The sequence below is a fragment of the Nocardia sp. NPDC050712 genome, from assembly GCF_040654295.1.
Classification (GTDB): Bacteria; Actinomycetota; Actinomycetes; order Mycobacteriales; family Mycobacteriaceae; genus Nocardia.
Genome location: NZ_JBFAHT010000002.1, coordinates 1,101,538 through 1,117,979, shown reverse-complemented (window position 1 = coordinate 1,117,979; position 16,442 = coordinate 1,101,538). Strand labels below are relative to the sequence as shown.

The 16,442-nt window shown below is 68.1% G+C and carries 17 protein-coding genes; 7 read left to right on the top strand and 10 right to left on the bottom strand.

What is annotated here, in order from left to right:
* Positions 1-87: 87 nt before the first annotated feature.
* The 6 genes from AB0H76_RS15865 to AB0H76_RS15840 form a co-directional block, all read right to left on the bottom strand.
* On the bottom strand, positions 88-927 hold the full coding sequence (locus AB0H76_RS15865) for an ABC transporter permease (RefSeq protein WP_357323443.1): 840 nt from the start codon (positions 925-927) through the stop codon (positions 88-90).
* Positions 924-1,850 carry an ABC transporter ATP-binding protein gene (locus AB0H76_RS15860; protein WP_357323440.1) on the bottom strand — a complete coding sequence of 309 codons (927 nt, stop codon included), beginning with the start codon at positions 1,848-1,850 and terminating at the stop codon, positions 924-926. Before AB0H76_RS15860 ends, AB0H76_RS15865 begins: the two co-directional genes overlap by 4 nt.
* A gap of 131 nt (positions 1,851-1,981) precedes the next feature.
* A complete protein-coding gene (locus AB0H76_RS15855; protein ID WP_357323437.1) occupies positions 1,982-3,421 on the bottom strand; it encodes an ATP-binding cassette domain-containing protein in 1,440 nt (479 codons plus the stop codon).
* Complete coding sequence (locus tag AB0H76_RS15850; RefSeq protein ID WP_357323434.1) at positions 3,418-4,224, bottom strand: ABC transporter permease subunit; 807 nt, start codon at positions 4,222-4,224, stop codon at positions 3,418-3,420. Before AB0H76_RS15850 ends, AB0H76_RS15855 begins: the two co-directional genes overlap by 4 nt.
* Positions 4,221-5,162, bottom strand: coding sequence for an ABC transporter permease (locus AB0H76_RS15845; protein ID WP_357323431.1), 942 nt, complete (start codon positions 5,160-5,162; stop codon positions 4,221-4,223). The genes AB0H76_RS15850 and AB0H76_RS15845 overlap by 4 nt, the downstream gene beginning before the upstream one ends.
* Positions 5,147-6,670 carry an ABC transporter substrate-binding protein gene (locus AB0H76_RS15840; protein WP_357323428.1) on the bottom strand — a complete coding sequence of 508 codons (1,524 nt, stop codon included), beginning with the start codon at positions 6,668-6,670 and terminating at the stop codon, positions 5,147-5,149. The genes AB0H76_RS15845 and AB0H76_RS15840 overlap by 16 nt, the downstream gene beginning before the upstream one ends.
* A gap of 242 nt (positions 6,671-6,912) precedes the next feature.
* Between AB0H76_RS15840 and AB0H76_RS15835 the strand changes: the two genes are divergently transcribed.
* The 3 genes from AB0H76_RS15835 to thrS all read left to right on the top strand — a co-directional run bounded on the left by AB0H76_RS15835 (position 6,913) and on the right by thrS (position 9,976).
* The gene (locus AB0H76_RS15835) at positions 6,913-7,254 is read left to right on the top strand and encodes a DUF5713 family protein (RefSeq protein ID WP_357323425.1); all 342 of its coding nucleotides are present in this window, start codon (positions 6,913-6,915) and stop codon (positions 7,252-7,254) included.
* Between the two features lie 142 nt (positions 7,255-7,396).
* Complete coding sequence (locus tag AB0H76_RS15830) at positions 7,397-8,563, top strand: lipase family protein (protein WP_357323422.1); 1,167 nt, start codon at positions 7,397-7,399, stop codon at positions 8,561-8,563.
* A gap of 198 nt (positions 8,564-8,761) precedes the next feature.
* Entirely contained in the window at positions 8,762-9,976 is a 1,215-nt protein-coding gene (gene thrS, locus AB0H76_RS15825; protein ID WP_357323419.1) for a threonine--tRNA ligase, read from the top strand.
* Between the two features lie 19 nt (positions 9,977-9,995).
* On the opposite strand, the gene AB0H76_RS15820 is transcribed toward thrS, so the two are convergent.
* Both AB0H76_RS15820 and AB0H76_RS15815 read right to left on the bottom strand, forming a co-directional pair.
* Positions 9,996-10,640, bottom strand: a complete 645-nt coding sequence (locus AB0H76_RS15820; protein ID WP_357323416.1) for a hypothetical protein — start codon at positions 10,638-10,640, stop codon at positions 9,996-9,998.
* 47 nt (positions 10,641-10,687) lie between these two features.
* Entirely contained in the window at positions 10,688-11,275 is a 588-nt protein-coding gene (locus AB0H76_RS15815; protein WP_357323413.1) for a TetR/AcrR family transcriptional regulator, read from the bottom strand.
* Between the two features lie 105 nt (positions 11,276-11,380).
* Between AB0H76_RS15815 and AB0H76_RS15810 the strand changes: the two genes are divergently transcribed.
* The 3 genes from AB0H76_RS15810 (at position 11,381) to AB0H76_RS15800 (ending at position 14,024) form a co-directional block, all read left to right on the top strand.
* Positions 11,381-12,349: a chlorophyllase gene (locus tag AB0H76_RS15810; protein WP_357323410.1), complete on the top strand. Its 969-nt coding sequence runs from the start codon at positions 11,381-11,383 to the stop codon at positions 12,347-12,349.
* A gap of 182 nt (positions 12,350-12,531) precedes the next feature.
* The gene (locus tag AB0H76_RS15805; RefSeq protein ID WP_357323408.1) at positions 12,532-13,260 is read left to right on the top strand and encodes a hypothetical protein; all 729 of its coding nucleotides are present in this window, start codon (positions 12,532-12,534) and stop codon (positions 13,258-13,260) included.
* Between the two features lie 152 nt (positions 13,261-13,412).
* Complete coding sequence (locus AB0H76_RS15800; RefSeq protein WP_357323406.1) at positions 13,413-14,024, top strand: dihydrofolate reductase family protein; 612 nt, start codon at positions 13,413-13,415, stop codon at positions 14,022-14,024.
* A gap of 11 nt (positions 14,025-14,035) precedes the next feature.
* Here the strand turns inward: AB0H76_RS15800 and AB0H76_RS15795 are convergent, their stop codons facing one another.
* Positions 14,036-14,893 carry a helix-turn-helix transcriptional regulator gene (locus AB0H76_RS15795; RefSeq protein ID WP_357326197.1) on the bottom strand — a complete coding sequence of 286 codons (858 nt, stop codon included), beginning with the start codon at positions 14,891-14,893 and terminating at the stop codon, positions 14,036-14,038.
* Between the two features lie 116 nt (positions 14,894-15,009).
* Between AB0H76_RS15795 and AB0H76_RS15790 the strand changes: the two genes are divergently transcribed.
* Complete coding sequence (locus AB0H76_RS15790) at positions 15,010-15,774, top strand: SDR family NAD(P)-dependent oxidoreductase (protein WP_357323403.1); 765 nt, start codon at positions 15,010-15,012, stop codon at positions 15,772-15,774.
* Here AB0H76_RS15790 and AB0H76_RS15785 read toward each other — a convergent pair.
* On the bottom strand, positions 15,746-16,423 hold the full coding sequence (locus AB0H76_RS15785) for a DUF998 domain-containing protein (protein WP_357323400.1): 678 nt from the start codon (positions 16,421-16,423) through the stop codon (positions 15,746-15,748). The genes AB0H76_RS15790 and AB0H76_RS15785 overlap by 29 nt on opposite strands.
* Positions 16,424-16,442: the final 19 nt, after the last annotated feature.

Here is a 16,442-nt window from a genome sequence, read left to right as displayed (position 1 = left end):
TACCGACCTGGACAGGATCTTCCCTTTTCGATTGTGATGAAACCGTATGTGGCCCAATGAAGTTTTCGGGCTGGTCACAGCCGTGGGTCAGACCACGTCTCGGCGGCGGATCAGCCAGAGGGACGCGGTCACGAACACCGCTAGATAGGCGGCCAGGGCGAGAATCGCCGCCGATCCCGAAATAGTGTTCAGCACACCCGGCGTCGTCTCACCGCCCAAGGTGCGTAAGGATCCGGCCAGGGATCCGGCCGCGGTTCCGGGCAGGTAATCCATCATCACCCCCGCGCCGCCGAGCATGCTTCCGAAGAATCGGAGCACGTTCTCCAGGACCAGCACCCACACGAGGCCGAGGCCGACGGCGAGGGCGGGTCCGCGTGCCGCGATCCCGATCAGCACCCCCAGCATCGACCACATCCCGAGAATCGCTATGCCGCTACCGATCCCGGTCAGCGACCGTCCGATCGACGGCAACACGATCGGCTGCGACTCGACCCAGGCAATCACCGTGGCCACGCTCAGATCGACGACGAATGCGCCGACGACCACGGCGACCACCACCGCGAGTACGCCGACGATCGTTCCGGTCAGCGCCGAGGTTCGCGAAGGGCCTTGTGCGAAGACGGTTTTCCACGTCCCCCACCCGTAGCCGCTGCCGGTGGCCAGCGCGCCGAAGATCAGCATGAGCGCACCGCCGAACACCACCATGCCGCCGGCGAACTCCTCCGGCACCGCGGCGGGCATGATCTGAGCCAGCAGCTCTTCGCGGGGCTGGCCCTCGGTGACGTTGCTGGAATCGCCTGCGGCGTAGCCGATGTAGTTCAAGGCGTACATGAACGTCAGGTTCAGGCCGAACCAGACTCCGATCAGCACCCACAGTGTGGGCCATCCCCGCAGCCGGACCAGCTCGGCCCGAATACTCGCGATCATCGCGCCACCTGCGCCGTCATCTCGAAGAACACTTCTTCCAAAGACCTTTCATCGGTACGCAATTCGTGCAATTGCGCCCCGGCTTCGACAATCGCGCGAGCGATCAGCGGCGCGGCCTCCGCGCCCGCGTCGATCCGGATCCCGCCCGGAGCCGGAGTCGCGGTCCCACCCGCCGCACGAACAGCCTCCAACACGACCGTCGCCGGCTCCGCTCGCACGAACAACGTGGCGTGCCCGCGCATCTCGGCCACGGTCGACTCGGCGAGCAGCTTACCGCCGCTGATCACCCCGACCCGATCGCAGATCTCCTGCACCTCGCCCAGCAGGTGACTCGACAGCAGGATGGTGTGCCCGGCGGCGGCGAGATCGGTGATCAGTTCCCGCATCTCGGCCATCCCCGCCGGGTCGAAGCCGTTCGTCGGTTCGTCCAGGATCAGCAGATCCGGGCTGCCCAGCAACGCGCAGCCGACCCCGAGGCGCTGCTTCATGCCGTGGGAGTAGGTGCGGAACTTGTCCGCACCGCGTGCCCTGAGACCGACCCGCTCCAGCGCCTCCTCCACCGCCGAGTCGGGCAACCGCCGGTAGCGGGCCATGGCACGCAGATTGTCGCGCCCGGACAGGTAGGGAAAGAAGCCCGGGCTCTCGATCAGGACACCCAGGCGTGCCAGCGCTTCGGGATCGCCTGGGGCACGGCCGAATACGCGCGCACTCCCGCTCGTCGGCTTGATCAACCCGACCAGCATCCGCAGCGTCGTCGTCTTGCCCGCACCGTTCGGGCCGAGGAATCCGTAGATCTCCCCGGCGCGGACGGTGAGCCCGACAGCGTCGACGGCGAGGTTGTCGCCGAACTTCTTAGTCAGCGCGTCGGTGCGCACGATTTCTGTTGTGGTGGTGGCCGGCGGTTCACTAATCGAGGCAATCATGCGGGCTCCAGACGTTCTCTTCGATCCTGGAAACAACAGTAAATTCCCTGGCCAGCCCATACATCCCGCACGAGAGCGATCTTTCACGGTCACTCTCGAGAGGGACTGTCGAGCGTCGCGAACGTGCTGACTCAGACGAGCAGTGCCATCGTCTGCGCCGCGCTCGGTTCGGCCAGCACGCGAGCGGTCTCGCCGCTCTCCACCACCGCACCGTCGGCGAGGACCAGAATCCGGCGGCAGTATCGCGCGACCACGTCCATGTCGTGACTGATCACCAAGACCCCGATACCGCGGGCGATCCGGGTCCGTTCCACCAGATCCATGATCGCGACCGCGGTGGCGGCGTCCAGGGCCGAGGTGATCTCGTCGCAGATCAGCACCTCCGGTTCGGCGGCCAGTGCGCGAGCGATCGCGACACGTTGGCGCTGTCCACCGGACAGCTCGTCCGGGAACCGGTCGAGCAGCTCGCGATCCAGATCGACATCGGCCAGCAGAGCCGCGGCGCGTTCGGCGATCTCGGCTCGCGCTGTGACCCCGTTCAGCTTCAAAGGCCGCGACAAAGCCTGCCGCACTGTGTGTTTCGGATTTAGCGTGGACAACGGGTTCTGCGGGATCAGCTGCACGCGCCGCCGGTCGCGGCGGGATCGGCGGCCCAGGCCCAACGCGCGCCCGTCCACTTCGAGGCGGCCCGAGGCCTCGGTGTGGATTCCGGCCAAGACGCGCGACAGCGTGGTCTTCCCCGCCCCCGAGGGCCCCACCACCGCAACCGATTCGCCCGCGGCGATATCCAGATCGACCGACTCCAGCAGCGTCTTGCGGCCGGCTTGCGCGCTGATCGCGCGGGCCGTCAGCACGGCGGGCGCCGCGGTGACCGGGCCGGCGAGCCGCACCGCCAAGTCGGCCAGTGACTCCGGCGGCGGGCCCAAGGTGACCACGTCGTCAGCGAGGCGATGCAGGGTCTTGGTGTCATGGCCGGACACCACCACCGCGACGTTCTCCTGACCGGCCAGCGACCGCAGCAGGTCCGCGATCTCGGTGCGCAACTGTCCGTGCAGCCCGGCCAGCGGCTCGTCGACCACCAGCACGCCGACCTCGCGGACCAGGGCGAGCGCCAGCGCGATCCGCCGCTGTTCCCCGCCGGAGAGCTCACCCGGGTAGCGGCGCAGGCACTGCGCGCCGAGCCCGACCCGGTCGAGTACCGCCGCCGGATCGGCCTCGACGGTGGGATGCGCGGCTTCCCGCAACAGCGCATCGACCCGCATTCTCGGGTTCAGCGCGGCACCGGGATCCTGGCTGACGAAAGCGATGTGCTCGCGCCGGAACCGTTGCAGGTCAACACTGTTCAACGCGAACATGTCGGTGGCGGCGACGTGCACGGATCCGCCGACCCGGGTGACGCCGGCGGGCAGATGGCCGAGCACGGCGCGCATGAGGGTGGTCTTGCCGGATCCGGAGGGGCCTACCAGCGCGGTCACGGTGCCGCTGGGCACCCGCAGCGTGGTCGGAGCGAGCAGCAGTGCGCCGGAAGCGGATTCGATCGCGAGGTCCTCGATTACCACACCGCGGTTCATGCGTTGCGCCGTCCTTTCCCGAAGGCCACCACGGCGGTGTTCACGCCGACGGCGAGCACGCCGATCGCGAGGCTGGGCGCGAGCACCGCAGCGGGGTTGAGCAGGATCCCGGAGGCGTTCTCGCGCACCATGACCGCCCAGTTGGCCGCGCCGAGTGTGGTGGGTAGTTGCAGGAAGGCCGCGGTGCTCACCAAGTACATGGCTTCCACGAAGCGCAGACCGAGCTGGGTCAGCAGGGTTTCGCGCAGGTTGGGCAGCAGCTCACGAAACACGAGGTAGCTCAACCGTTCTCCGCGCGCCTGCGCCGCCTCGATGAAGCCGGATCGCGCTACCCCGCTGGCCGCGGCGGCGAACACGCGCGCCGAATACGGCGTACCGGCGATGACCGAGATAGCGACCAGCCCCGCGGCCCCGGATTCGGGCCAGGACAGCATGAACAGCAGGATCGCCAGCACCGGCGGGAGCAGCATGCCCAGGTCGGCGGCGCGTTCGATCCACGCGCCGGTGCGCGGCCGCAGCGCCGCGAGCGAGCCGAGCACGGCCGCGAGCCCGGTGACCAGTCCGGCGATAACCGCGGCGAGCAGCAGCAGACCCCAGCCGCCGTGCAGCAGCTGGCTCCACACGTCCCGGCCGAGTCGATCCCCGCCCAGCCACGCGCCGTCGCCCGGTGCCTGAAAGCTGATGCCGACCGCGTGGTCGACCGAGTGCGGCGCCAGCGCGGGCCCGGCGATCGCGATCACGACGATGACCAAGGCGGGCAATACAGCCGGCCACAGTCGCCGGGAGCTGGTCGCGGTCGTCATCGCCGGCCTCGATTCGCCCACACGCGGATAGCGTCCGCGACCAGCAACACAGCCATGATCGTCGTCGCGGTCATCGCCACGACCGCCGCGACGAGCGCGGTGTCGCGGTCGGACACCGAGCCGGCCACCAGCGCCCCCATTCCCGGATAGTTGAAGACGGTCTCCACGACGAGCGCGCCGCCGAACAGGGTGCCGACCGAGGTCGCGAACGAGGTCGCGATGGTCGGCAACGCGAACGGCAGCACATGGCGCAGCAGCACCGTGCGCTCCGGAAGCCCGTTCAGGGTGGCGCTTTCCACGTGCGGGGCGGTGGCGGCGTCGAGCATCGCGCCGCGCACCACCCGCAGATTCCACGCGGCCTGCGGGATCGCCAGCGCGGCCACCGGCAGGATCAGCATCTGCGCACTGGTCGGATATCCGGAGCGATCGATGAACGTCACCGCGGGCAACCAGTCCAGCGACAGCGAGAAGACCAGCACCAGCAGGGTGGCCACGACGAATTCCGGGACGGCGATGACGAAGGCGGAGCCCGGTTGCAGCACGCGCGCCGCCACACCGGTGGGCCGCGCGGCCCACCACAGCCCGCACAGCAGTGCGATCACCACGGTCAGGGCCATCGCGATCGAGGCGAGCAGCAGGGTTTGGGGAAACTTGGCCGCGAGCAGGTCGTTCACCGACTGTCCCCGGGCCGTGGTGCCGAAGTCACCGGTGGCGACCCCGCGGAACCAGTCCCAGAACCGGACCGGCAGCGGCCGGTCCAAGCCCAGTTCGTGTTCCTTCGCCGCGATCTTGTCCGGCGTCGCGTCCCGGCCGAGGACCGCGCGGGCCGCGTTGCCGGGCAGCAGATCCACCACCACGAACACCGAGGCCAGTAGCGCGATCAGCAGTCCGAGCCGCCGCGCTACCAGTCCGGCGAAGGCGATCAATTCGACAACCACACTCGTTCGAGTTGCACGCGACCGTAGCCGCCGAGCTTCGGCAGATCCCGCACCGACTTCGAGGCGACGTCGATGCCGTCGGCCGTGCCCCACACGATGTAGCCGCCACGCTCGTATTGGATCTTCTGCAGTGTCCGGCTGGCCTCGGTGAACTTCGCGCCCGCCGGCGCGGCGAGCGCGTCGGTGTAGGCCTGGTCGAACGCCGCGTCCTTGAAGCCGGTTTCGTTCCACTTGGTCCGCGAGGTCAGCACCTTGCTCGCGAAGAACATCACCGAGTCGTTGGTGCCCCAATTCACCGTGTACAGCGGCGCTTTCAGCCAGGTGTCGTCGTAGAAGGCGTTGGCCTCCTGCACCACGACCTCGAGATTCACGCCGATGTCCTTGGCCTGGCCGGCGAATACCTTGGCCGATTCCACCTCGCCGGCGGCTTCCTGCTTGGTCACCAGCGGGTAGGTCTTGCCGGTGTCGAACTTCGCGTCCGCGAGCAACTGCTTGGCGCGGGTGATGTCGCGCTTACGCTGGGTGATCGTCTTGTCGATGGTCGGGTCGGCGGTGCCGAGGATGTCGTTGGCGACGGTGCCGTAGCCCGAAAGGACCTGCGCCACCATCGCCTCGCGATCCACCGCCAGGCGCAGCGCCTCGCGCACGCGCGGGTCGGCGAAGGGGCCGTCGCCCGTGCGCATCGCGATCGCGACCGCGACGTCGTTCGGCCGCCGGATGACTTGCAGGCCACGGCCTTCGGCGGTCCGCCCGGCGATCGCGCCGACGCTCGAGGCGACATCGATCTGCCCGGCGATGACCGCGTTCGACATCGCCTCCGGGCTTTCGAACAGGGTGACCTCGACGGCGTCGAGCAGCGGCGGCCCGGCGTGCCAGTTGTCGTTGCGCACCAGCCGGGCGTTGCCGTTGGCGTAGCTCTCGAGCTTGAACGGGCCGGAGCCGATGGCCTTGGTGAAATCGGTGGTGCCCTCGGGCACCACGAAGGTCATCAGTCGCAGCAGCATCGGCAGCTGGCTGTTGGGGCTCGGGCAGGTCAGCACGACCGCGTTCGGGCCCGCGACCTTGATGTCCTCGACCGAGGCCACGGGAACCTTGGTCTCCCCGGCGATCTCGCGCAGCCGCCGCAGCGACCACACGACATCCTCGGCGGTCACCGGGGCGCCGTCGTGGAAGGTGGCCTTCTCGGCGATGGTGAAGGTCCAATTGCGCTGGTCCGCATCGGATTCCCACTTCGAGGCCAGGCGCGGCGCGACGTTGGGATCGTTGCCCGGGACCGTCAGCGGGTCGTAGACGAGCGAGGTGATGAGGAAGTCGCTGTCGTTGCTGAGCGTGGCGTGCGGGTCGCGTTCGGTCTTGGCGGATTTACCGATGGCGCCGATGCGCAGGGTGCCCCCGCGTTGCGGTGTGCCGCCGGAGCTTTCGGAGCCACCGTTACCGCACGCCGCGAGCGCCACTACCGCACTCAGCCCGAGGCCCGCTTTGAAGAGATGGCGCCTGTTCAAATCCACTGCTGACCTCACCCTTACGCAGACGTTTTAAATAGGTTAGCCTCCGCTAACTCGAAATACGCTAGTCCGGGGGCGTTCCGGAGGCAAACATTTCTACGGCAACGCGTGCAGCAGTTGCTGTTCGAGATCGCGGCGCGGTCGAGCACATGAGCGGACACAGGAGATGGCGGCTCGATGTCGGTGGGCTCCTGCATGATTCGTACAAAGTCCTCAACGACATCACATCTCGCGGATGGAGCGCCATGGCGATCACAAATAAGCGGGTTACCGCCCGTAGGTTCTTGCGGCCGCTGTACGCGGACCCGTATTTCCCCGATCACGTTCTCGACAAAGGCGCGGCGATCCTGCTGCGCCTGTGCGAGCGGATCGAGGCGGAGAAGCCGTCGGACCTGACTGCTCTGTACGCGCTCACCTGGGCGGCGACGGAGGAGTTCAATCTCTTGGAGGCGGAGTTCGAGGCGGCCGGCAGTGAGATCGAGACGGTGGCGCGGGAGGAGATCGGCGAGGACTTCTGGTTCGTGGCCTCGGCCTACGGGTTCACCGACGCGGACGCGGGGGAACTGATAGCCACCAGAGACTGGTGAGCGGCGTCCACGGCAGAGCAATTCGCCCAGGTTGATCGCCGCAGATTAGCCATTTCGACAAGCGGCAGCGGGTATCTATTGCGCATTCTGTACGATCGACCAGGTCATTCTGATTGTTGAGCTGGATTCGATGAGGTGTTCTATGCGATTGCTGGAGTCTGCGAGCCGGACCATGATGGCGGCTGCCGTGTCGGCGGGTGCGGGGCTGGTCGTGACCAGCGCGCCCGCGTCGGCGGCCGCTGCCGGCGCTGTGATCTCGGTAGAAGCGCAGGCAGACGGCTGGCGTGGAATGTCGGGCGGTTCGGTGGTCGAGTACTGGATGGCCGGGTCGGACGGGGCTCCGCGCCGGGCGAGTGGGGCGATGTTCGTCCCCGCGGGCGTGGCGCCGGCGGCCGGTTGGCCGATCATGGCCGTCGACCATGGTTCGACGGGGCTCGGCGCGGGCTGCGGTGGGCAGTCGAATCCGCAGGGCTATCCGTTCCCGGGCGCGCAGGCGCAGGAAGACAAGATCATCGGCCGGCTGCTGTCGAAGGGCTTCGCGGTAGTCGCGCCCGACCTGCTGGGTCTGGGCCGCTTCGACACCGGACCGCACCCGTACCTGGAGACCCGCACCGAGGCCACCGCCACCATCGATCTGGTGCGCGCGGCCCGCGAGGCGCGATCCGATCTGTCGCGGACCTGGGGTGTGGTCGGCGTATCCCAGGGTGGGCACGCCGCACTGGGCACCGGACATCTGCAGGCCGGCTACGCACCCGACCTCGATTTCCGGGGCACCATCGCCGCCGATCCGGCCTCCGACGTCGAGAAGGTGCTCCCGGTCGCCGGTCCGGCTGTGCCGGACCTGCCGGGTCTGGACGGTGTGGACGGATTCGTGGTGAGCATCCTGGCCGGGATGCGTGCGGCCCGCCCCGACCTGGATATCGACAGCTACCTCAGCCCGCGGGGCCGCGAGGTCGTCGACGGCGCGAACGGCAAGTGCCTCGACACGATCATCGAGGAGATGGACGGTATCGGAGTGGGCGACCTGCTCGCGCGCCCGCTGTCCGACGACCGCTTCCGGGCCGCGCTCGCCGACTACATGGCGCTGCCCACCAACGGTTACGACGCCCCGATCCTGTTGCTGCTCAACGCCGCCGACACCGTGGTCCCGTCGCCGCTGCACGCCGCCCTGGCGGCGCAATTCGCCGCGAATGGCGTGGACTTCCAAGCGGTCCCCGGAGTCGGCGGCCACGGCCAGCTCGATTCGCGGATGTGGGCCGCCATCGATGCCTTCCTGGACCGCATCCAATCCACCCCGACGCAGCGCTGACCCGACCGTGGCCGACGCGCCGGAATCCGGTTGTCACGGGTATTCCGGCGAGGTAGCGTCCCCGTCATGCAGCGCGCTCATCTCACCACGACGCCGGACGACGTCCCGGCGCGCTGATGCTGTTCTGATCGAAGCCCCGGGCGGATGCCCGGGGCTTTCGCACGTGGTCATCCGCCTTCGACGAGAAGGAAGATCCCCGTGTACGACCATCGGAAGCTGGGCCGCGAACTCGGCCTGTTCGACACCGACCCGCTGATCGGGGCCGGACTCCCGTACTGGCTGCCCGACGGCGCGGTCGTGCGCCACAGTCTCGAGGACTACATTCGAACTGTCGAACGCCGGGCGGGCTATCAGCACGTGTACTCCCCTGCGCTCGGCAAACGCGCACTCTACGAAATATCCGGGCACTGGGCGCATTACGACGAGGACATGTATCCGCCGATGGACGTCGGTGGTGAGCAGGTGGTGCTGCGTCCCAGCCTGTGCCCGCATCACGCGGTGATGTACCGGTCCCGGTCGCACAGCTACCGTGAACTGCCGCTGCGGATGGCCGAACTCGGGGCCATGTATCGCTCGGAGCTGTCCGGTGTGCTCGGCGGCTTGACCCGGGTGCGCTGTATTCACCTCAATGACGCGCACATCTTCTGCACCCTCGATCAGGTCGCCGACGAAGCCGCCGCCGCGCTGGCGCTGATCGGGTCGGCCTACCGGGCCATGGGGATCACCGATGCGCGCTACCGGCTCTCCTTGCCGGGAGCCGGTGGGAAATACGTTGCGGCACCGGATATGTGGGCGCGGGCGAGCAAGATCCTGGGCGAGGTCCTCGACCGAGCCGGTGTGCCGTACGAGGCGGTCGAGGGGGAAGCGGCGTTCTACGGCCCGAAGATCGACATCCAGGTCGGCGATCATGCCGGGCGCGAATCGACCCTGTCCACCGTGCAGGTCGATTTTCATCAGCCCGAGCAGTTCGACCTGCACTACATCGGGGCCGACGGGGCCCGGCACCGGCCGGTTATGGTGCACCGCAGCATCATCGGTAGCGTCGAGCGCGCGGTCGCGCACCTGATCGAACAGCACGGCGGCGCCTTCCCGGCCTGGCTGGCTCCGGTTCAGGTCGCGGTGCTGCCGATCTCCGACGCTCAGGAAGCCACCGCCGCGCGCCTGCGCGATCGATGCTTGGATGCGGACCTGCGAGTCCGGATCCTCAGCGCGCAGGACGGCAGCCTGGGCGCACGGGTGCGCGAAACCCGGCTGGTGCCATACCAATTCGTCATCGGCCCGGCCGAAGCCGACGACGACGCGGTGGCGGTGCGATTGCGCGACGGACGTCGGCTGCCCGCCCTGCCCGCTGGGGACGTCATCGCCCGCGTCCGGGCACTGGTCCAAGCGCACGACACCCGACTGTGGGATTGACCGAGTATCCGGATCGATCTCAGCCGAAGGAGATGAGCGTCTTGTTCGCGACCGAGATGCGCGCGCTCTCGAACAGCGCCAGCCACACTTCACGTTCCCGCTGGAAAGGATGGTCCTCGTCATAGCTGTTCAGGGCGGTCGCCGCGGCATCGGCGAGGTCACCGTTCTCGAGCTCGATGCCGAGATACGGGGCGACATAGCGCAGTTCGCGCAGCAGAGCCACCGACGATCCGAGGAGGCCGCCCGCAAGCTTGATACTCGGATCTTGCGGAACCAGGACCTCGCCGAAATCGATAGGGACATAAAAGCCTTCGGCGTCCGAATGGCAGATGAGGTGGCATTCGAACATGTACATCACCTCTTCGATCAACGGATCGCCGGTGGGCTGCTTCCCTTCAGCCACAGGCGTGAGGGGCTGACCGGGATTGATGTAGGCATGCGCGTAGGCGCGACGCAGGTAATGCACGAAGCTGTAGGGAAAACTGCCCGCGTGCGCGCGCATACTCACCGGGCCCTCGGTGCCCGACTCCTCGTGTAGCGGCAGACCGTTCTCGGCCAGTACACGATTGATGGTGTCGAGCTCCTTCCGGAGGTACTCGACGGACTCGAGATCCGAATGCGTCAGCGCGTATGCGTAGGAATGAACTGAAATCGCTAGCCCCATGGGGCGAGAGCGTACGGATGCCCGGTGACACGGTTTGCGGGTCGCAGTCAGGCACCGGTGGATCCGGAGTCCGTCAGTCCGCGCAGGAGCAGGTCGATCAGGCGACGGGGGTCGTAGCGGGGATCGTGGTCGGGGGCGATGCAGAGGTTGCCGATGCCGCGCATGAGCTCGTACGGCTCGATGTCGGACCTGACTTGGTTCGCGTGGGCCGCGGCGGTGAGCAGTTGCTCGGCGACGGGCAGTAGCCGGTCGAGGAAGTAGGTGTGCAGGGTGGCGCCGCCGTCGGTCTGCGGGATGGCGGCCAGGCCGTGCTTGGTGACGAGGAAGTCGACGAACTGGTCGATCCACTGGCGCAGTGCGGTCAGCGGCGAGTCGGCCTCGGCCAGCAGTCGCGGCCCGGCGTCGGCGAGCTCCTCGACCTGGTGGCGGAAGACGGCCACCACGAGATCCGCGCGCGTCGGGAAGTGGCGGTAGAGCGTCCCCATGCCGACGCCCGCCTTGGCCGCGACCTCGCGGACCGGCGCGTCGACGCCGGAGCTGATGAACACCTCCGCGGCGGCGGCGAGCAGTTTGCTCTGGTTGCGCACCACGTCCGAGCGCTTGGCGGCGCTCTTGGACTGCTCTGCTTCGGACACCCGTCCACCTTTCGGTTGCGAAACGGAACAACGCTCCGTATCGTAAATGGAGCAAGGTTCCGTTTTGTTCCAGATTAGCCGAAACCATCGAAGGACAGATACCGCATGAGCCAATGGACCGCTATCGCCGATACCTACCTCCACCCCGCCACCCCACCCGTGCAGTCGGTCAGCCCGGTGCGGCTGTCCGTTCCCGGGCGGCCACTGGATCTCGAAGTCCGCGTTTCCGCGCCAGTGACCGGCACCGATCTGCCGATCATCCTTTTCTCACACGGCCACGGCGGGGCGTACGGGCTCTCCTCGCTCGACGGGTACCTCCCGCTCGCCAAGGTCTGGGCCGCCCACGGCTTCGTCGTGATCCAGCCGAACCATCTCAGCGCTCCCCGGCTGAGCCATCAGGTCGCCGATGAGCCCGGGGCGCCGCTGTTCTGGCGTTCCCGGATCCAGGACATGAGCGTGATCCTCGACCGGCTCGACGAGATCGAGCAGGCCGTGCCGCAGCTCGCCGGGCGCATGGACCGTGGCAAGGTCGCCGTGGCCGGACATTCCCTGGGCTCCTTGACCGGCGAACTCCTGCTCGGCGCACGGGTCACCGACCCCGACACGGGCGAGGAGATCAACGCTATCGACCCCCGGATCACCCAGGGCGTGCTGCTCGGCGCCATCGGCCGGGGCGGCGACACCTTCAACGGGTTCCGGTCCGCCACGGTGCCGCTCCTGCGCACCACCGACCTCACCACGATGACCACCCCCACCCTGGTGGTCGCCGGCGACAAGGACGACTCCCAGCACTGGACCACCATGGGACCGGACTGGCACGCCGACGCCTACCACCTCGCCCCCGGGCCCAAAACCCTGCTCACCGTCTTCGGTGGCGAACACCTCCTGGGCGGCATCCAGGGTCACGACAGCATCGAGACCAGCGACGAGAGCCCCGACCGGGTCGCCGCCGTCGCCGAGCTCACCGCGGCCTACCTCCGCACCGCCTTCCATCCCGGCGACAATGCCTGGCAGACAGCGCAAGACGCGCTGACCACAGGCCCCGACGCCTTCGGACGCGTCGAATCCAAATAGCTCAGCTCTTGGGATGGACGAACGCAGCACTGCCACAGCGGTAGCGGTCCATGCCCCGGCCAGGGGTGACAATTCTCCGGCAATTTCGATCCGGCATCGCTCGGTTGTCTTCTCGGCGCGGGCACGTGACACAACCTGAAAGATCGGTGGGTCAGATCACCACTGAAAGCAGGGAGTACGGCATGAAGCTCAGACAGGCCGTCGTCGCGATGGTCGCTCTCTCCGCGCTCGGTATATCGACACCACCGGCCATGGCCGCCCCCGAGGATGTGAAGGTCACCGCCGATGTCGTCGACAACACCGGCAAGGTCGCCCTCGGCAACGGCAGCGCCGCGGTACAGGACGGCAATCTCGTCATCAAGGACCCCACCGGCGCGGTGGTGCGGACCCTGGCCCTGTCCTACACGATCGACAACCTCAGGTTCCCGATCGACGCCGACATCCAGGACAACTCCGTCACCCTGACCCCCGGCGGGGACGTGGGGCAAGCCACCTACGAGGCGCCCCCGGGCGCCGCGCCCGATGCCGAACAGGCCGAACGGGACCGGGTCGCCACCACGATCGCCGAGGGCGCGGCGATCGGTGCCGTGGTCGGCGGCATTCCCGGTGCCGCTGCGGGCTGCTTCCTGGGCGCGGGCCCCGGCGCCATCGCCGGCGGAGTGCTCGGTTTCATCATCGGCGGCATCACCGCGGCCTTGGTCTCGCCGCTCATTCTCGACGCCCCCGTACCGGTCGATCCGACCATCGGTGAAGTGCTGGGCGTGGTCGGTGGCGTCGTCGCCGGAGCCGCGGCGGGCTGCGTCCTGACCGCCGCGATCATCGGCGGGACCACGGCCGTGGTCGGTGCGCTGACCGGTGCCGCGATCGGCGCGGTGGTCGCCGCGTTCACCACCAACCCACCGCCGCAGTAGCGGAACGCGTCGATACCGGATGCCTTGCGCGGCAACCGGTATCGACGTATTTCATCCTCGCCGCCGGTGCCGAGCACCAGGGACCGATGAGTTTCCGGTTGCCACGTCGTCAGATCAGGCAACACAGGCACTACTGATCCAGGAGATGGGCAATGAGGAAGATCACCGCAGGATTGTTCGCAGCGGTCGACGGCGTCGTCGCGGACCCGCAGGACTGGCACTTCCCGTACTTCAACGACGAGATGGGTGCGGCCGTCGGCGCGCAGATGGGGACCGCCGACACGCTGCTGCTCGGTCGCGTCACCTACGAGGGCTTCGCCGCGGCATGGCCGGACCGCGAGCACGCGGGCGGCGAGGACGCGGCCATGGCCAAGTCGTTCGGCGATGCCCGCAAGATCGTCGTCACGCATCAGGACCTCGACCTGACCTGGCGTAATTCCGAGACGCTGCAGGGTGATTTCCTCGAGGCGGTGACCGCGCTGAAGAACGAGCCAGGCGGCGACATCGCCATGAGCGGCTCGGTCTCGGTCGTGCGTCAGCTGCTGGAGGCCGGGCTGCTGGACGAGTTGCATCTGCTGGTGCACCCGATCGTGGTGGGCAAGGGCCTGCGGCTGTTCGAGGATCGCGACACCACGCTGCCGCTGCGGCTGCTGTCCTCGGCGACCTTCACCACCGGCGTCCTGCACCTCGTCTACACCAAAGACGACGCCGCGCCGACCGGTGATTACGAGACGGCGAAAGCCAGTCTCGGAGCGGAGCAGTAGGCCCGTTCGGACTATCGCTCCGGCTGTGGGTCCGCGAATTGCTGATGTCCGAGGACGGCGGCGAGCTGGAGCTTGTCGGCGTCTTCGGTGTCGGGTGCGGCGGTCAGCACCAGCAGGGCCTGGGATTGATCCTCGGTGAACAGCACCTGGCAGTCGACCTCGATCGGCCCGATCTGCGGATGCACGATCGTCTTGTGGTCGGTGAACCGGACGGCGACCTCGTATTGTTCCCACAGCGCGCGGAATTCCGCACTGCGCGAATGCAACTCGTGCACGATCCGGTCGGCGGACCCGCCCGGGCCCTGGGCGGCGTGCGCGGCCCGCAACCCGGCGACGTGCGCCCGGCTCTGCCGGTCATGGTCGGATTCGGGATACCAGCGGCGTTCGGTGCCGGGATGGGCGAACCAGCGGTAGATGTCGCTGCGATCGAGCCCGCTGTAGTGCATCCGCTCGCCCAACAAGGCTCGGGCCGGATGGTTCTGCACCAGCACCTCCCCGACCTGGGTGAGGATCATCGCCGGTGTGTCGGCGAGGCGATCGAAGACGCGCAGCAGCGCCGGTGCGACGTAGGCGGCGCTCCCGGTGCGCGGCGGCGGGTTGTGCCCGGCGACGCGGTGCAGATAGTCGCGCTCGTCGGCGGTCAGGCGCAGCGCGCGGGCGAGCGCGTCGAGCATCTGGGTGCTGGGTTGGGGGCCGCGGCGTTGTTCGAGCCGGGCGTAGTAGTCCGGCGACATGCCCGCCAGCCCGGCGACCTCTTCGCGGCGCAGGCCCGGCGTGCGGCGGCGCGGGCCCACCGGCAGCCCGGCGTCGGCGGGTTGCAGGCCTTCTCGGCGGCGGCGCAGAAACGCGGCCAGCTGTGCGCGATCCACCTGCTCATGATGCATGTATCCACCATGACCCGTCGGCACCTCGGTAACCAGGGATCGGCGATCCCTGGGTGCGGAGTCCTCTTTTCGCCCGCCGGTGCCGGTGTGAGGCTGGGTGCATGGACATCGACGGAAACACCCTCTTCATTCCCGGCGCCACCAGTGGCATCGGTCTGGCTCTGGCGCTGCGCTGGCAGGCCGCGGGCAACACTGTGATCGTCGGCGGTCGACGGCAAGAGTTGCTAGACAAGATCGCCAGCGAGCATCCGGGCATCGGCACCGTGCGGATCGACACCACCGACGCGGTCAGTATCACCGAGGCCGCGGGCAAGGTCTTGGCGGAGTATCCCGATCTCAACGTCCTCGTCGCCATGGCGGGGATCATGCGCATCGAGGATTGGCACACCGCCGCGGGCTTCCTCGACACCGCCGAGGCCACCGTCACCACGAACCTGCTCGGCCCCATCCGGCTCATCGCCGCCTTCGTGGAACACCTTGCCACCCGGCCGGATTCGACCATCGTCACCGTCTCCTCCGGGTTGGCCTTCGCCCCGCTGAAGGTCACACCGACCTATAACGCGACCAAGGCGGCCATCCACATGCTCAGCGAATCACTGCGCCTGCAACTGGCCGACACCTCCGTCAAGATCGTCGAACTCGAGCCGCCGGCCGTGCGCACCGCACTGCTGCCGGGCCAGCAGGACAGCCCGTGGGCGATGCCGCTGGACGAGTTCGCCGACGAGGTGATGCACCTGTTCGCCACCGAGCCCGACGCCACCGAAATCCAGGTCGAGAACGTCAAATTCCTGCGCTACGGCGAGGCGCGCGGCGAGTACGACCAGGTGGTGGCGGTCCTCAACGCCAACGACCCGCACGGTCGATGAGAATTCGCAGGCCGCACACGATCGCGTAGAGCAGGACCGGGAACGCGGCGATGCGCTCCCAGAGACCGAAGTGGGCCGCGCCCCCGACCCGGGCGAGCATCAGTATCAACCCGACGACGGCCACGACTCCGGCCCCGACGCCGAGCAGGCCTAGACCGCGCAGGCGGTCGGCCCGCAGCAGCGCGAACCCGAGCACGATCATCGCCACTTCCCCACCGACGATGGCCGCCACCGCGCCGGCGACATGCCAACCGGCCCGGACGTCTTCAGGGTTGAGAGCGACCACCATCAAACCCACGCCCGCGAGCGCGTACAGACCCAGGCCGGTCCGTGCGATGCCCGACGCCGACCATCCCCGCATCAGCAGTAGCGCACCGGCGGTCAGACACAGTCCGGCGAGGAACCACGACACATTCGCGGCCCGATGCCACGGCGAACACACCCACGTCTCAACGGAATCGGAGTATCGGCAGGTTGCCGCGCCGAGGTCGCTGATCGCGTTGCGGACCCAGCTGTAGGGGGTGGTCCAGCGGTTCTGGACGACCAGCAGCAGTACGAAGTACTGGAGCACCGCGACCCACAGCACCGCGCCGATTTGCACCAAGCGGCCGCTACCCGAGGCGGCTGGTCGAGACTCTGTCGTGCGCATCGCTCTCCTCACTGTCCGG

Coding starts and splice junctions, on each gene's coding strand:
- AB0H76_RS15860 (WP_357323440.1), bottom strand. CDS start 1,850: ATGATTGCCTCGATTAGTGAACCGCCGGCCACCACCACAACAGAAATC.
- AB0H76_RS15785 (WP_357323400.1), bottom strand. CDS start 16,423: ATGCGCACGACAGAGTCTCGACCAGCCGCCTCGGGTAGCGGCCGCTTG.
- AB0H76_RS15800 (WP_357323406.1), top strand. CDS start 13,413: ATGAGGAAGATCACCGCAGGATTGTTCGCAGCGGTCGACGGCGTCGTC.
- AB0H76_RS15850 (WP_357323434.1), bottom strand. CDS start 4,224: ATGACGACCGCGACCAGCTCCCGGCGACTGTGGCCGGCTGTATTGCCC.
- AB0H76_RS15810 (WP_357323410.1), top strand. CDS start 11,381: ATGAGCCAATGGACCGCTATCGCCGATACCTACCTCCACCCCGCCACC.
- AB0H76_RS15835 (WP_357323425.1), top strand. CDS start 6,913: ATGGCGATCACAAATAAGCGGGTTACCGCCCGTAGGTTCTTGCGGCCG.
- AB0H76_RS15805 (WP_357323408.1), top strand. CDS start 12,532: ATGAAGCTCAGACAGGCCGTCGTCGCGATGGTCGCTCTCTCCGCGCTC.
- AB0H76_RS15820 (WP_357323416.1), bottom strand. CDS start 10,640: ATGGGGCTAGCGATTTCAGTTCATTCCTACGCATACGCGCTGACGCAT.
- AB0H76_RS15830 (WP_357323422.1), top strand. CDS start 7,397: ATGCGATTGCTGGAGTCTGCGAGCCGGACCATGATGGCGGCTGCCGTG.
- AB0H76_RS15865 (WP_357323443.1), bottom strand. CDS start 927: ATGATCGCGAGTATTCGGGCCGAGCTGGTCCGGCTGCGGGGATGGCCC.
- AB0H76_RS15855 (WP_357323437.1), bottom strand. CDS start 3,421: ATGAACCGCGGTGTGGTAATCGAGGACCTCGCGATCGAATCCGCTTCC.
- AB0H76_RS15790 (WP_357323403.1), top strand. CDS start 15,010: ATGGACATCGACGGAAACACCCTCTTCATTCCCGGCGCCACCAGTGGC.